Raw genomic sequence first — 13,611 nt, 5'->3', positions numbered from 1 at the left:
TAAGCTTTGCCGGGTGGCATTCGCCCTCATGAAAAATCAGAGCGAATACCAACCCAATTTAAGGTTGCAGGGTTCCCCTGCAACATAGAATCTCCCACAGTGGTCGAAGGTGTACGTAGCCTTTGTGTACACCCCAAAAAACCTGTGGGAGCTGGCTTGCCAGCGATGAGGCCGGTGCAGACAACATCAGGCCGGGGTGTGCTCTTCCATCGCCGCTTTGTAGATCGAGTTTTTCGGCTGGGCAAACAGCCTTTCCATCATCGGCTCGAAGAAGCTCAGCGGCAGGGTGTCGTACTCGGGGTCGAACGCCGCCGCGTCGTATCTTGCGCAGAACTCCGCGGTCGCCAGAAACTGCGGGTGGTCGCTGAACTGCTCGCGCAGGTGCCGATCCATGCCCAGGTGATGGAAGAAGTAGTAGCCCTGGAAGATCCCGTGCTTTTCCACCATCCACAGGTTTTCGGCACTGACGAACGGCTTGAGAATGGCGGCGGCGATGTCCGGGTGATTGTAGGAGCCAAGGGTGTCGCCGATGTCGTGGAGCAGCGCGCAGACCACGTATTCCTCGTCGCGTCCGTCGCGAAAGGCGCGGGTCGCGGTTTGCAGCGAGTGGGTCAGGCGATCCACCGGGAAACCGCCGAAATCGCCTTCTAGCAGTTTCAGGTGCGCCACGATCCGGCCGGACAATTGGCGGGCGTAGGCGCTGAAATCCGCCGCAATGATCGCCCAGTCTTCCTGTGTACCGTCCTTCATGTGGGTGAAACGGGCAGTGGCACTCATGGCAGTCCTCTTGGTCGGAATTTCTAGAACGGCACGCGGCCCAGGATCATGTCGCGGTACATGACGAAGTCGCCGAGCAGGCTGTAGAACGGGTGCTGGAAGGTGGCCGGGCGGTTTTTCTCGAAAAAGAAATGGCCGACCCAGGCAAAGCTGTAGCCGGCCAGCGGCAAGGCAAGCAACAGCAGCCAGGCGCCCTTGGCGATGGTCAGGGCGAGAATGAAGATCACCAGTGTCGTGCCGATGAAATGCAGGCGACGGCAGGTGCTGTTGCTGTGCTCGCTGAGGTAATACGGATAGAACTCGGCGAAGCTGTTGAAAGGCTTGAGGGTTTCCACGACTGCGATCTCTGTGGTTATTGTTCTGATTGCAAGTTGTTCGGCGGGTAGCTTATTTGAGTCTAGAGTGATCATTGGCGTCGGCCAGTGACAATCGGCGCCACTTTACTATCCTTGGGAAATCGGCCGTAGTATGCGGCTCACCATGTCATCCAAGAAAAAACGCCATGAGCGAACGAACGACTTCTGCAAGCTGGGCGATGGGGATTGTCAAGGCACTGGAAATGGACGGCCTGGATTGCCGGGTTTTGTTCAGACAGCTGGGGCTCGACTACGCGGCGCTGGAGGATCCGGACGCGCGCTTCCCGCAGGATTCCATGACCCGACTGTGGCAACGGGCGGTCGAGCTGTCCGGCAATCCCGCCATCGGCCTGAACATGGGCAAGGTGGTGCGACCGGCTTCGTTCCATGTCGCGGGCTATGCACTGATGTCCAGCAATACGCTGGCGGAAGGTTTTCAGCGACTGGTGCGTTATCAGCGAATCATCGCCGAAAGTGCCGACCTGAGTTTTCGCCTGCTCGATGAAGGTTATGCGTTGATTCTGACGGTGCATGGCGATCACCTGCCGCCGACCCGGCAAAGTGCCGAAGCCTCGCTGGCCTGCGCGCTGGCGCTGTGCGGCTGGCTGACCGGGCGCACGCTGCACCCGCGCAAAGTGCTGGTGCAGGGCGATGAGCCGGATGACCTTGAACCCTACAAACAAGCCTTCCATGCACCGCTGGTGTTCAACGCGCCGTATGACGCGCTGATCTTCGAACGGGCCGACATGGAAGCGCCACTGCCCACCGCCAATGAGGCGATGGCGCTGCTGCACGACCGGTTTGCCGGGGAATATCTGGCGCGGTTTTCCGAAAGCCGCGTGACACACAAGGCGCGTCAGGTGTTGTGCCGCCTGCTGCCCCAGGGCGAACCCAAGCGCGACACGGTGGCGCAGACCCTGCACCTGTCGCAGCGCACCTTGCAACGACGTTTGCAGGAGGAGGGCACCAGTTTTCAGCAGTTGCTTGATGACACCCGCCGCGAACTCGCCGAGCAATACCTGGCGCAGCCGAGCATGACCTTGCTGGAGATTGCCTATCTGTTGGGCTTTGCCGACCCGAGCAATTTCTTCCGCGCCTTCCGCCGCTGGTTCGACACCACGCCCGGCGATTACCGGGCGCGGTTGCTGGAAGCGCCGAAGGCGATCAGTGACGCCAGAACGCCGGAATACACAGCACAAACACCGTAATGATCTCCAGTCGGCCGAGCAGCATGCCGAACGACAGAATCCACTTGGCCGCATCCGGCAGGCTGGCGAAGTTGCCGGCCGGGCCGATGGTCTCGCCCAGGCCCGGGCCGACGCCGGACACGGTGCTGGCGGCGCCGGTCAACGCCGTCATCCAGTCCACGCCCAACAGCGACAGCAGCAGGGCGATCACGCAGATGGTGATGGCGAAGAAGAACGAGAACGTCAGAATCGACCGGACAATTTCCTCATCGAGGCGGTGACCGTTGTACTTCTGCTTGATCACCGCACGCGGGTGAATCAACTGGTTAAGGTTGGCCTTGAGCAGGATGTAGGCGACCTGGAAGCGGAAAATCTTGATCCCGCCCGCCGTCGAACCGGAACAGCCGCCGACGAAGCCCAGATAGAAGAACAGCATCAGCGAGAAGTTGCCCCACAGGCTGTAGTCGCCCAATGCAAATCCGGTGGTGGTGACCACTGACGTCACGTTCAGCGCCACATGGCGCAACGCGTCCAGCCAATGCAGGTTGGTAGTCCACCAGTACCAAGTGCCGAGCACCAGCCAGGTCGCCAGCAACATGCCGAGCAAACCCTGTACCTGTTGATCCTTGATCAGCGCCCGGCGGTTGCCGCGCAGCGTCGCCACGTACAGGGTGAACGGCAGACTGCCGAGAATCATCACCACCACGGCCACCCAGTGCACCGCCGGTTGCGTCCATTTGGCCAGGGACTGGTCGGAGGTCGAGAACCCGCCGGTGGAAATCGCCGACATCGCGTGGTTGATCGCATCGAACGGGCTCATCCCGGCCCACCAGAACGCCAGGCTGCCGAGAATCGTGATGCCGACGTACGCCGCCACGATCAGCCGCGCCACCATGTGCGAGCGGGGCATGACCTTTTCCGAGCGGTCCGAGGATTCGGTCTGGAACAGGCGCATGCCACCGATGCGCAGCAGCGGCAGGATCGCCACCGCCATGCCGATGAAGCCGATGCCGCCGATCCAGTGCAGCAGCGAGCGCCACATCAGAATGCCGGGGGACATGTCGTCCAGGTGGTTGAGCACGGTCGATCCGGTGGCCGTGATGCCGGACATGCTTTCGAAGAACGAGTCGGTGTAACTGATGTGCTGGGTCAGCAAAAACGGCAGCGCGGCAAAGATGCACACCACCAGCCAGCTACTGACGGTCAGCAGGTACATGTCCCGGGGGCGCAGGTGAATGTGTTCCGGGCGACCGGGAATCACCAGTGCGAGGCCGGCGAGAAAGGTGATCATGCTCGCCCAGAGGAACGACGGCAGATCGCCGGTGCGCTCGAAAATCACCAGGGTGGCCATGGGCACGACCATGGCGATGGCCAGGGTGATCAGGAAGATGCCGATGATGAAACCAATGATCCGTAAGGTCGGCAACGCCATGAAGTCCGCTCGGGTTGATGTGGGAAGGGCGCCATTCTACCTGCGGTGCAAGGCATGTAAACCGACGCGTCTGGATCACTTGCAGCTAGAATAGCCGGACATTTTTTTCAGGAGGTGGCCGATGCAGGCTCTCGACGCTTTGCTCAACCGTGTTTCCGTTCCACGACTGATCGATCCGGCCCCCACCGCCGAACAGCGCGAAGTGCTGTTCGCCGCCGCGACCCGCGCACCGGATCACGGCCATTTGCAGCCGTATCGCTTCCTGACCGTCGAAGGTGCGGCGCGTGAGCAGATGGGCGAGTTGCTGGCCGAAGCTGCAAAAATGCAGGAAGGCGAAGTCACCGAAGCGATGATCGACAAGGCGCGCAACGGCCCGCTGCGGGCGCCGCTGGTGGTCGTGGTCATCGCCAAGTTGCAGGATCACGTCAAATACCCGAAGGCCGAGCAGTTGCTGGCCGCAGGCTGTGCAGCTCACGGGATTCTGCTGGCGGCTTACGCGCAGGGGATTGGTGCGGTGTGGCGTACGGGTGATCTGGCTTACTCGAAACATGTCGCCAAGGGTTTGGGCCTGACGGATGACGAAGAGGTGATTGCCTTCCTGTACCTCGGCACACCGCAGAAAGAACCGCGGGTGGCCGAGAAGGTTGATCTGGCGGAGTTTGTCAGCGCCTGGCCGGGTAAAGCCTGACTCCATCAGGGCTGAACAACAGCCCCAGGCTCCAGCGGCAATTCAAGACTCGCCACAAAGCCGCCCTGCGGATGATTGGCCAGCACCAGCGTCCCGCCATGCCGCTCCGCCGCCCGCCGGGCAATCGCCAGTCCGAGGCCATGCCCGGCGGCGGTCTGCCCCGGCGCCCGATAAAACGGTTCGCCCAACTGGCTCAGATGTTCGGCCTGCACCCCTGGCCCATGGTCACGCACGCTGACCACGATCCGCTCGCCCTGACGTGACGCCTGCATTTCAATCGACTGCCCGACCGGGTTGAACCGCTGGGCATTGCGCAGCAGGTTGTCCACGGCGCGTTCGATCATGGTCGGCCAACCGGTCAGATTGAGCACCGGCTCGGCCTCCAGACGCACGGTCTGCTCTGGCGAACCGAGTTGCGCGTCCTTTTGCAGGGTGGCGAGCAAGGCATTCAGATCCACCTCTTCGGCGCTGGCGTTGTCGGCATCGACCCGCGCCAGCACCAGAATTTCACTGATCAACGCTTCCAGCCGATCACACTCGCGGGTCAGGCGCGGCCAGAGTTTTTCCCGTTCTTCCGGGCTTGCACGCTCGGCCAGAGCCAGGGCAATGCGCAGCCGTGCCAGCGGTGAACGCAATTCGTGGGACACATCGCGCAGCAACTGGCGCTGACTGCCGATCAGGCTTTGCAGGCGTGCGCCCATGCGGTTGAAGTCGTTGGCGAGCACGCCGAACTCATCCCGACGGTTGGCCAGTTGCGCCAGGCTGTTCTGCTGATAGGTGGTTTGGCCGAGGTCGTGCACCGCGCCGCGCAAACGGCTGAGCGGGCGGGTGATGGAGAACGTCACCAGCAGGCTGAACAGGGTCAGCACCACCAGCGCAATGCCCAGCGCACTCAATGGCCAGAGCAGGCTTTCGCGGTGCCAGGCGTCGAGTTCCGGGTGCGGGATGCGATAGATGAAGAGGTAGGTGTCGCCGCTTTTTTCGCTGGTGAATTCGTCGGTCAGACGGCGCCAGGGCAGGCGTCGGTCATCGTTGTTCTGCCGCGCCTCGAAGGCCGCCGCGCGCCGAGGGAAGGTGCCGCGCACCACCGGGTCGCCGCTTTCATTCAGCACTTGCACGTCGATGTGGTACTGGCGCTTGCGCTGTTCGAGGATGTCCTGGGCGGCGTTTTCGCCCTGGGTTTCGTAAGTCTGCGTCCATTCGGCGGCCAGGGTGTTGAGGCCCGGGTGGCGGCTGAGGATCCAGGCGTCCTGGTTGAGCATGTGCCCCAGCAGAATGGAAAGCCCTGCAACCAGAGCGATGGCCAGCCAGAAGCTGGCGAGGATACGCCAGAACAATGAACGCACAGAAAATCCTCAAACAAAGAAAACCCAACGGCGGTGAGCCGTTGGGTCGGGGCGTGACGCTAGAACATTATTGCGCCTTTTGCGGCTGTTGCGCTTTCCAGGCTTTGAACTCGGCCCATTCGGCGCGACGCTCGGCCTGTTTCTTCTGGATCTCGTCGAATTTCTTCTGTTGATCCGGTTTCAACACGGCGCGGACATCGGACTCGGCCTTCTTGTGGTTGGCCGCCATCTCGTCTTTCATGGCTTTCTGGTCGGCTGGCGAGAGTTTCTCCAGGTATTTTTCGACCGTCTGCTTACGCTCGTGCATCTGCTCGCCCATGATCTTGCGGATCTGCTCGCGCTGTTCGCGGGACAGGTCCAGCTGGCTGTACGGGCCTTTGCCGTGCATGCCGTGCATCTGACCGCCATGGCGCGGGCCGTCCAGCGGGCCACCCATCGGGCCGCCATCCTGTGGCAGGGCCATGGCGACGGTCGGCAGGGCAGCGGCAAACATCAGAGCGATAAGAGTCTTGCGCATGGTGAATCTCCTTTGTCTCGTTCCCGGTACGTTCCGGATGAGTACAGATTACGGAGATCAAGGTCAGCGGCGGTCAGCGCTGTGTAAAGCTTGGGTAAACACGTTTTCGCGCCGACCTGACAAAACTGACAGACGATCAGAGGCTGTAGTAGTAGCCACGGCTGCGCAGGGCCACGATGCGCGGGCGGCCGTCGGGGTGCGGGCCGATCTTTTTGCGCAGGTTGCTGACGTGCATGTCCAGGCTGCGGTCGTACAGGGTCAGCTTGCGGCCGAGGGCGATCTGCGCCAGTTCCTGTTTGTCCAGCGGCTCGCCCGGTTGCTTGAGCAGGGCCTCGAGCAGACGGCTTTCGGAGACGGTGAGGGTGAATTCCTTTTCGTCGATACTGACCACGCCGCGCACCGGGCTGAAGCTCAGGTCGCCCAGCTCCAGCTGGGTCGACACGGCGGCCGGATGACTGCGGCGCAGCACGGCGCGCAGGCGGGCGGTCAGTTCGCGCGGATCACAGGGTTTGGCCAGGTAATCGTCGGCGCCCAGTTCCAGGCCGAGAATCCGGTCCAGCGGCTCGCCCCGGGCCGAAAGCATCAGCACCGGTAGGTCGGCATGATCACTGCGTAGTTGCTTGAGCAGTTCCAGGCCGCTGCCGTCGGGCAGCATCACGTCCAGCACCACGGCCGCCGGCGCGGTTTCGGCCAGCGCCTTGCGGGCGCTCTGGCCATCGTGACAGGCCCGGACCTGAAAGCCTTCCTGGCTCAGCCAGCTACTCAGGAGTTCACACAACTCCTGGTCATCATCAATCAGTAACAGCTCGCTCATGACTCACTCAATTTAGCCATTGCCGACGTTTTCGGCTTGCTCCACTGGCAAAGATACCGCAGAGCAGCGCCAATAGCGCTACCCCGGCCCCGGTGACGAACCATTGCTGCTGTTCGGTCAGCAGGCGCGGCAGCGGGCTGGCCTGGGCCTCCTTGAGTTGCAGCTTCAGACGCTGGTTCTCCTGGCGCAGCCGGGCGAGCTGGGCGCTTTCGCGGGTGTTGTCGGCATTTTGCAGTTGTTTGCTCAGTTCTTCCCGTTGCTGCTCACTGGCCTTCAGGCGCTGCTGCAACTCGGTGATCTGACTGCCGGCGCTCAATGAAAGCGGCGTGGAGCTGCCGCCCTCGGTGCTTTCGTCACCATGGGCGGGCGCCATGATCGACAACGTGACCAACATCAGACACAACGGACCCTTGCGCATCGCGACTCCTGTTTCCAAATGGATATTGGGCAGGTTGTCGGCCGGCAAACGAGAATAATGAGCGATTGAGAGCGCGATGAACGGACAAGGTTCATCGCGCTGAGGGCTTTTACGAGGGGGAGGTTACGGCAGGACTTGCTTGAACGGCTTGACGATCACGTTGGCGTAGACGCCGGCGGCGATGTAAGGATCGGCATCGGCCCAGGCTTGCGCAGCGCTCAGGGAGTCGAATTCGGCAACGATCAGGCTGCCGCTGAAACCTGCTGCGCCCGGATCATTGCTGTCGACCGCCGGGTGCGGGCCGGCCAGCACGATGCGGCCTTCGCCCTTGAGCACCTGCAGGCGTTCAAGGTGTGCCGGGCGCGCAGCGAGGCGGGCGTCCAGGGAGTTGGCGACGTCGGTGGCAATGATGGCGTAGAGCATGTCAGTCCTCGGTTTTTGGCGTTGTGGTATCGGCGTCGTGCAGGTGACGGGACAGGTAGATGCCTTGACCGACCAGGAACAGCACGGTCATGCCCAGGCTGCCGAATACCTTGAAGTCCACCCAGATGCTCTGGAAGGTAAAGGCAACGAACAGGTTGGCGGCCCCGCAGAACAGGAAAAAGGCGATCCAGGCGATGTTCAGTCGGGTCCAGACCGGATCCGGCAGGGTCAGTGCGTGGCCCATGATGCGCTTGATCAGCAGGCGGTCACCGATGAAATGGCTGCCGATGAAGGCCAGGGCGAACAGCCAGTTGACCACCGGGGCTTTCCATTTCAGGAAGGTTTCGCTGTGAAAGGCCAGTGTCAGGCTGCCGAACACCAGGCAGGCAATCAGGGTCAGCCACTGGCTCTTCTCCAGCTTGCGCTGCTTGATGAAGAGCGCGCCGTACACCACCAGCGAGCTGATGATCAGCATGGCGGTGGCACTGTAAATGCCGCCTACCGTCAGTTCATGGCCGGCAACGTCGACGGTACGTGGATCGAGTTTGTAGACGATGAAGAACAGCAGAAGCGGGATGAAATCGATGAATTGTTTCACAGTGAGAGCCAGAAGCTGGATGTGGCGGCATAATAACAAACATATGGGCGCGCGATAGCGCCAGCTGATTTGAGGTAACACATCCCCGTGAATGTTGATTTGCACTGCCACAGCACGGCCTCCGATGGCGCCCTGGCGCCTGCGGCACTGGTTGCGCGTGCGTTCGAGAACGGCGTGCGAGTCCTGGCCCTGACCGATCACGACACCCTCGAAGGCCTCGCCGAAGCGCGTACGGCCGCCGAGGCGCTGGGCATGCAACTGGTCAACGGCGTCGAATTGTCCTGCACCTGGGGCGGGGCGACCATTCACGTGCTCGGCTACGGTTTCGACGTCAATGCCGCACCGTTGGTCGAGGCGATTGCGAAGTTGCACGATGGCCGTTGGCTGCGGTCTGAGGAAATAAGCCGCAAGCTCGCCCTCAAGGGCATGCCGAATGCGCTCGACGGCGCGCGGCAGATCCAGCAGGAACTGGGCGACAGCGGCAACGCCCCGGCCCGTCCGCATTTCGCCGACTGGATGGTGCGTGAAGGTTTTGTAAAGGATCGCGCCGAGGCGTTTCGCAAATGGCTCGGCGCCGGCAAGCTGGGGGACGTCAAGCTGCACTGGCCGACCCTTGAAGACACCGTCGGTACGCTGCGCGCCGCCGGCGCCTGGGTCAGCCTGGCGCATCCGTGGCACTACGATTTCACCCGCAGCAAGCGCCGAAAGCTGATTGCCGACTATATTCAAGCGGGCGGGCAGGCGATCGAAGTGGTCAATGGTCATCAGCCTGCGGAACAGGTGGGCAGCCTGGCAATCCTTGCCCGTGAGTTCGGTCTGCTGGTCAGCGCCGGCAGTGATTTCCATGGCCCTGGTGGCTGGTCCGAGATCGGCCAGTACCGGCCGGTGCCGGAGGACCTTCCACCCCTGTGGTGTCGGTTCAAACATGACCCAGTTATTGCCGCCGTCTGAACAGGTAGAGAATGTGAGTCAATTTTTCCAGATTCATCCGGAAAACCCGCAAGCGCGCCTGATCAAACAGGCCGTCGAGATCATCCGCAAGGGCGGAGTTGTGGTCTATCCCACCGACTCTTCCTACGCAATCGGTTGCCAGATCGGTGACAAGAGCGCCATCGAGCGCGTTCGTCGCCTGCGTCAACTCGACGAAAAGCACAACTTCGCGCTGATCTGCAGCGATCTTTCGCAACTGGGCAACTACGCCAAGATCGATACCGGGACCTTTCGAATCCTCAAAGCCCACCTGCCGGGGCCGTACACCTTCATTCTCAACGCCACCCGCGAAGTGCCGCGCCTGCTGCTGCATCCGAAGAAACGCACCATCGGTCTGCGGGTGCCGAGCCATCCCATCGCGCTGGCGCTGCTGGCCGAACTGGGCGAGCCGCTGATGAGCGTGACTCTGATCATGCCGGGTGATGAAGACCCGTTGAGCGATCCATACGAAATGCGCCAGTTGCTCGAGCATCAGGTGGATCTGATCATCGACGGCGGTTCCGGCGGCATCAAGGCCTCCACCGTGATCGACCTGACCGGCGATGATCCGGAAGTGATCCGCGTCGGTTGCGGCGACCCGGCTCCATTCATGGCCGAGGCCTGAATGTCCGCAGTGGAAACCGTTGATCCCCAGGCCGGTGCCCAGCAGGAACTGCCGTTTGCCATGGTCTATGGCCAGGCCGTCACGGAAATGCCGCTGGACCTGTACATCCCGCCGGATGCATTGGAAGTCTTCCTCGAAGCCTTCGAAGGCCCCCTCGACCTGCTGCTGTACCTGATCCGCAAACAGAACATCAACATCCTCGACATCCCGGTGGCGGAAATCACCCGCCAGTACATGGGCTATGTCGAGCTGATGCAGTCGGTGCGCCTGGAACTGGCCGCCGAGTACCTGGTGATGGCCGCGATGCTGGCCGAGATCAAGTCGCGGATGCTGCTGCCCCGGGCCGAAACCGTCGAGGACGAAGAGGACGACCCGCGCGCCGAACTGATCCGCCGTCTGCAGGAGTACGAACGGTTCAAGGCTGCCGCCGAAGGCATCGATGGCCTGAGTCGGGTCGGTCGCGATGTGATCGTGCCCAAGCTCGACGCCCCGGAAGCCCGTGCGCGCAAGCTGTTGCCGGACGTGGCGCTGGAGGAAATCCTGATGTCCATGGCCGAGGTGCTGCGCCGCGGCGACATGTTCGAAAGCCATCAGGTCAGCCGCGAGGCGCTGTCCACCCGCGAGCGCATGAGCGATGTGCTGGAACGGCTCAAGGGCGGCGGGTTTGTGCCGTTCGTCGAGCTGTTCACCGCCGAGGAGGGCAAGCTCGGGGTGGTGGTGACCTTCATGGCGATCCTTGAACTGGTCAAGGAATCCCTGATCGAGCTGGTGCAGAATGAGCCGTTCGCCGCGATCCACGTGCGAGCCCGAGCCGAATAACGAGTCCCGATATGAACCTGACTGAACCCCGCGAGCTGGCGTCCCTGCTTGAAGCCTTTCTGTTGGCCTCGGGAAAGCCGCAATCCCTCGAGCGTCTGTATGAACTGTTTGAAGAAGGTGAGCGCCCGGAACCGCCGGTCTTCAAGAAAGCCCTGACCCTGCTCGGCAAATCCTGTGAGGGCCGGGCGTTCGAGCTCAAGGAAGTCGCTTCCGGCTATCGTCTGCAAATTCGCGAAAAGTTCGCGCCGTGGGTCGGTCGTTTGTGGGAAGAGCGTCCGCAGCGCTATTCCCGAGCGCTGCTGGAAACCATGGCGCTGATCGCCTATCGCCAGCCGATCACCCGGGGCGAAATCGAGGACGTGCGGGGCGTGGCGGTCAACACCAACATCGTCAAGACGCTGATGGAACGCGAGTGGATCCGTATCGTCGGTTACCGCGACGTGCCGGGCAAACCGGCGATGTTCGCTACCACCAAGGCGTTTCTCGACCACTTCAACCTGAAGAATCTCGACGACTTGCCGCCGCTGGCCGAGTTGCGCGAGATCGAGGCGGAACCGGTGCTCGACTTCGACGACGCTCCGGTGCCGCCGGGCTTGCAGGAGCTGGCCGATGCCAGTGCCGAGCCGGAAGAACCGAAGGAGGAAACCAGTTTTCACACTCTGCTGCTGGAACTGGACAGCATGGAGGAGGGGATCAAGACCGACTTCGACGACTTGCTGCGTGACGGGGTGGGCGGCGAATCGATGCCGACCGGGTTTGAATCCGATCCTGTCGAGCCGCCGGTTGAGGGTGAATTCGAAACTGAATTCGAGCCTGAATCTGAGTTTGAGCCTGAATTTGAGCCCGAGCAGGAAGACGATGTACTCGGCGTGGCCGAAGCCCGGGAAAAGCTGCTGGCCGCCGTCGCCCGGCTTGAGCAGCCCGCACCCGAACCCGCCGCCGAGGAAGAATTGAGCGAAGAAGAAGCCGAGGCCCGCGCCCTGGCCGAAGCCATCGAAGCCGAACGCCGCGAGTTCGAGGATTGAGCATGAGCTCGACCAAGGACCCGTGCATCAGCGTCTGCAAGTTCAGCGACGACATCTGCCTCGGCTGCGGCCGCAGCAAGCGTGAGATCCGGGCCTGGAAGAAACTCGACAAGGACGACAAGCGCACTGTATTGGCCGAAGCCGCGCTGCGTTTGATCAAGCTCGGCGCCACCGGTCGGCGGAAAAAGAAATAACCTTGCCCTGATCGACTAGTCTCTGATGCGCGCGCGGCCACATCCGCGTATGATTCGCGACCCTTCGGCGATCCCTTCGTCCGAAAACCCAGATTTCAACGCTTCAGCGGCTCATTCAGCGCCGCTGAACAGACCACACCGGGAGGTGCCCAGATGAGTGACATCAATCAGAAAGACGACCAGGAAATCGGCCCAGCAGGCGAAAAGCTGCAGAAAGTCCTCGCCCGTATCGGCGTCGGCTCGCGCCGTGACGTCGAATCCTGGATCGCTGCCGGCCGCATCAAGGTCAATGGCAAAGACGCCACTTTGGGCCTGCGTGTCGACATGCACGACGCCATCACCATTGATGGCAAGGTCATCAAGCGCGAAGAAGCCGCCGAGTCGGTTCGCCGCGTGATCATGTACAACAAGCCCGATGGCGAGATCTGCACCCGTGACGACCCGGAAGGCCGTCCGACCGTGTTCGACAAGCTGCCGCGTCCTAAGGAAGGCCGCTGGATCAACATCGGTCGTCTCGACATCAACACCACCGGTCTGCTGATGTTCACCACCGACGGTGAACTGGCCAACCGCCTGATGCACCCGTCCTACGAGATGGACCGTGAGTACGCGGTGCGTGTGCGTGGCGAAGTCGACGACGAAATGATCGAGCGCCTGAAGGCCGGCGTCGTGCTGGAAGACGGCCCGGCGCGCTTCACCGACATTCAACAGGCACCGGGCGGCGAAGGCTTCAACCACTGGTATCACTGCGTGGTGATGGAAGGCCGTAACCGTGAAGTACGTCGCCTGTGGGAATCCCAGGGCCTGGTGGTCAGCCGCCTGAAGCGCGTGCGTTTCGGTCCGGTGTTCCTCAATTCCGACCTGCCGATGGGCCGCTGGCGCGAAATGAGCCAGTACGAAGTCGACGTGCTGAGCGCCGAAGTCGGTCTGACCCCGGTGGCCATGCCGCAACTGAACGCCAAGAGCAAAGACAAGCTCGACCGCATGCAGCGCAAGTCGTCGCGTCCGATGGCGCGTACCGAGCGCGTGCGCACCCTGCGTCCGGCCAACGGTGCACCGATTGGCGCCGGTCCGCGTCCGGTCCGCGAGCCGCAGATCGAAGGCGAGCGTCCAGGTCGCAAGCCGGCAGCGCGCCCGGATGGCGAGCGTGGCCCGCGTAGTCCGCGTCCGGCCAATGGTCGTGCCGAGCGTGGCGAAGGTCGCGGTACGCCGGTGGCGGATCGCCCAGTCGACACCAAGCGTCCGGCCAAACCGGCGCCGAAGCGTCCGGGCATCAAGCTGGCTGATGATGACAAGCCGTCGGGCAAGCGCCGTGGCGCACCGGCCGGTTCCGGCCAGCGTCCGGGTTTCGGTCGCAAGAAGCCGGAATAAAGCAGTTGTAAGCTTCGAGCGGCAAGCTTCAAGCTGAAAACAGAAACGCCAA

17 protein-coding genes are annotated in these 13,611 nt (G+C 62.1%); 8 read left to right on the top strand and 9 right to left on the bottom strand.

The genetic code is table 11. The features are described from left to right. Positions 1–186: 186 nt before the first annotated feature. A complete protein-coding gene (locus CAF77_RS24735) occupies positions 187–777 on the bottom strand; it encodes an HD domain-containing protein (protein ID WP_064378583.1) in 591 nt (196 codons plus the stop codon). A gap of 23 nt (positions 778–800) precedes the next feature. Further along, positions 801–1,112, bottom strand: a complete 312-nt coding sequence (locus tag CAF77_RS24730; RefSeq protein ID WP_041475173.1) for a DUF962 domain-containing protein — start codon at positions 1,110–1,112, stop codon at positions 801–803. Between the two features lie 167 nt (positions 1,113–1,279). On the opposite strand from CAF77_RS24730, the gene CAF77_RS24725 reads away from it, so the two are divergent. Next, the gene (locus CAF77_RS24725) at positions 1,280–2,341 is read left to right on the top strand and encodes an AraC family transcriptional regulator (protein ID WP_199913007.1); all 1,062 of its coding nucleotides are present in this window, start codon (positions 1,280–1,282) and stop codon (positions 2,339–2,341) included. On the opposite strand, the gene CAF77_RS24720 is transcribed toward CAF77_RS24725, so the two are convergent. After that, positions 2,298–3,752, bottom strand: coding sequence for a TrkH family potassium uptake protein (locus CAF77_RS24720; RefSeq protein ID WP_064378585.1), 1,455 nt, complete (start codon positions 3,750–3,752; stop codon positions 2,298–2,300). The two genes, CAF77_RS24725 and CAF77_RS24720, sit on opposite strands and share 44 nt — an antisense overlap. A 121-nt stretch (positions 3,753–3,873) precedes the next feature. On the opposite strand from CAF77_RS24720, the gene CAF77_RS24715 reads away from it, so the two are divergent. After that, the gene (locus tag CAF77_RS24715; protein WP_064378586.1) at positions 3,874–4,440 is read left to right on the top strand and encodes a nitroreductase family protein; all 567 of its coding nucleotides are present in this window, start codon (positions 3,874–3,876) and stop codon (positions 4,438–4,440) included. Between the two features lie 5 nt (positions 4,441–4,445). On the opposite strand, the gene CAF77_RS24710 is transcribed toward CAF77_RS24715, so the two are convergent. The 6 genes from CAF77_RS24710 to CAF77_RS24685 all read right to left on the bottom strand — a co-directional run bounded on the left by CAF77_RS24710 (position 4,446) and on the right by CAF77_RS24685 (position 8,556). Continuing rightward, the gene (locus tag CAF77_RS24710) at positions 4,446–5,786 is read right to left on the bottom strand and encodes a HAMP domain-containing sensor histidine kinase (protein WP_064378587.1); all 1,341 of its coding nucleotides are present in this window, start codon (positions 5,784–5,786) and stop codon (positions 4,446–4,448) included. 67 nt (positions 5,787–5,853) lie between these two features. Further along, on the bottom strand, positions 5,854–6,303 hold the full coding sequence (locus CAF77_RS24705) for a Spy/CpxP family protein refolding chaperone (RefSeq protein ID WP_064378588.1): 450 nt from the start codon (positions 6,301–6,303) through the stop codon (positions 5,854–5,856). A gap of 136 nt (positions 6,304–6,439) precedes the next feature. Beyond that, positions 6,440–7,117, bottom strand: coding sequence for a response regulator transcription factor (locus tag CAF77_RS24700; RefSeq protein WP_007958370.1), 678 nt, complete (start codon positions 7,115–7,117; stop codon positions 6,440–6,442). A gap of 7 nt (positions 7,118–7,124) precedes the next feature. Next, a complete protein-coding gene (locus CAF77_RS24695; RefSeq protein ID WP_011333001.1) occupies positions 7,125–7,535 on the bottom strand; it encodes a translation initiation factor 2 in 411 nt (136 codons plus the stop codon). A 123-nt stretch (positions 7,536–7,658) separates the two neighbouring features. Further along, positions 7,659–7,958, bottom strand: coding sequence for a YciI family protein (locus tag CAF77_RS24690; protein ID WP_064378589.1), 300 nt, complete (start codon positions 7,956–7,958; stop codon positions 7,659–7,661). Position 7,959: 1 nt separating this feature from the next. Further along, positions 7,960–8,556: a septation protein A gene (locus tag CAF77_RS24685; protein WP_011333003.1), complete on the bottom strand. Its 597-nt coding sequence runs from the start codon at positions 8,554–8,556 to the stop codon at positions 7,960–7,962. Positions 8,557–8,643: 87 nt separating this feature from the next. On the opposite strand from CAF77_RS24685, the gene CAF77_RS24680 reads away from it, so the two are divergent. From CAF77_RS24680 to rluB, 6 genes are all read left to right on the top strand, one after another. Then, on the top strand, positions 8,644–9,507 hold the full coding sequence (locus tag CAF77_RS24680) for a PHP domain-containing protein (protein WP_064378590.1): 864 nt from the start codon (positions 8,644–8,646) through the stop codon (positions 9,505–9,507). A 13-nt stretch (positions 9,508–9,520) separates the two neighbouring features. Beyond that, positions 9,521–10,150, top strand: a complete 630-nt coding sequence (locus CAF77_RS24675) for an L-threonylcarbamoyladenylate synthase (RefSeq protein ID WP_139831628.1) — start codon at positions 9,521–9,523, stop codon at positions 10,148–10,150. Positions 10,151–10,270: 120 nt separating this feature from the next. Continuing rightward, on the top strand, positions 10,271–10,969 hold the full coding sequence (locus CAF77_RS24670; protein ID WP_170844946.1) for a ScpA family protein: 699 nt from the start codon (positions 10,271–10,273) through the stop codon (positions 10,967–10,969). Between the two features lie 11 nt (positions 10,970–10,980). Next, positions 10,981–11,994, top strand: coding sequence for an SMC-Scp complex subunit ScpB (gene scpB, locus CAF77_RS24665; protein WP_064378592.1), 1,014 nt, complete (start codon positions 10,981–10,983; stop codon positions 11,992–11,994). A gap of 2 nt (positions 11,995–11,996) precedes the next feature. Beyond that, entirely contained in the window at positions 11,997–12,188 is a 192-nt protein-coding gene (locus CAF77_RS24660) for a DUF1289 domain-containing protein (protein WP_007958358.1), read from the top strand. 153 nt (positions 12,189–12,341) lie between these two features. Further along, on the top strand, positions 12,342–13,559 hold the full coding sequence (gene rluB / locus CAF77_RS24655) for a 23S rRNA pseudouridine(2605) synthase RluB (RefSeq protein ID WP_064378593.1): 1,218 nt from the start codon (positions 12,342–12,344) through the stop codon (positions 13,557–13,559). Positions 13,560–13,611 lie beyond the last annotated feature (52 nt).

Source organism: Pseudomonas sp. R15(2017), from assembly GCF_002112685.1.
Taxonomy (GTDB): Bacteria; Pseudomonadota; Gammaproteobacteria; order Pseudomonadales; family Pseudomonadaceae; genus Aquipseudomonas; species Aquipseudomonas glycinae.
This window is presented reverse-complemented; position numbering and strand designations above follow the sequence as displayed.

Coding starts and splice junctions, on each gene's coding strand:
- CAF77_RS24720 (WP_064378585.1), bottom strand. CDS start 3,752: ATGGCGTTGCCGACCTTACGGATCATTGGTTTCATCATCGGCATCTTC.
- CAF77_RS24660 (WP_007958358.1), top strand. CDS start 11,997: ATGAGCTCGACCAAGGACCCGTGCATCAGCGTCTGCAAGTTCAGCGAC.
- scpB (WP_064378592.1), top strand. CDS start 10,981: ATGAACCTGACTGAACCCCGCGAGCTGGCGTCCCTGCTTGAAGCCTTT.
- CAF77_RS24735 (WP_064378583.1), bottom strand. CDS start 777: ATGAGTGCCACTGCCCGTTTCACCCACATGAAGGACGGTACACAGGAA.
- CAF77_RS24725 (WP_199913007.1), top strand. CDS start 1,280: ATGAGCGAACGAACGACTTCTGCAAGCTGGGCGATGGGGATTGTCAAG.
- CAF77_RS24690 (WP_064378589.1), bottom strand. CDS start 7,958: ATGCTCTACGCCATCATTGCCACCGACGTCGCCAACTCCCTGGACGCC.
- CAF77_RS24695 (WP_011333001.1), bottom strand. CDS start 7,535: ATGCGCAAGGGTCCGTTGTGTCTGATGTTGGTCACGTTGTCGATCATG.
- CAF77_RS24715 (WP_064378586.1), top strand. CDS start 3,874: ATGCAGGCTCTCGACGCTTTGCTCAACCGTGTTTCCGTTCCACGACTG.
- rluB (WP_064378593.1), top strand. CDS start 12,342: ATGAGTGACATCAATCAGAAAGACGACCAGGAAATCGGCCCAGCAGGC.
- CAF77_RS24705 (WP_064378588.1), bottom strand. CDS start 6,303: ATGCGCAAGACTCTTATCGCTCTGATGTTTGCCGCTGCCCTGCCGACC.
- CAF77_RS24700 (WP_007958370.1), bottom strand. CDS start 7,117: ATGAGCGAGCTGTTACTGATTGATGATGACCAGGAGTTGTGTGAACTC.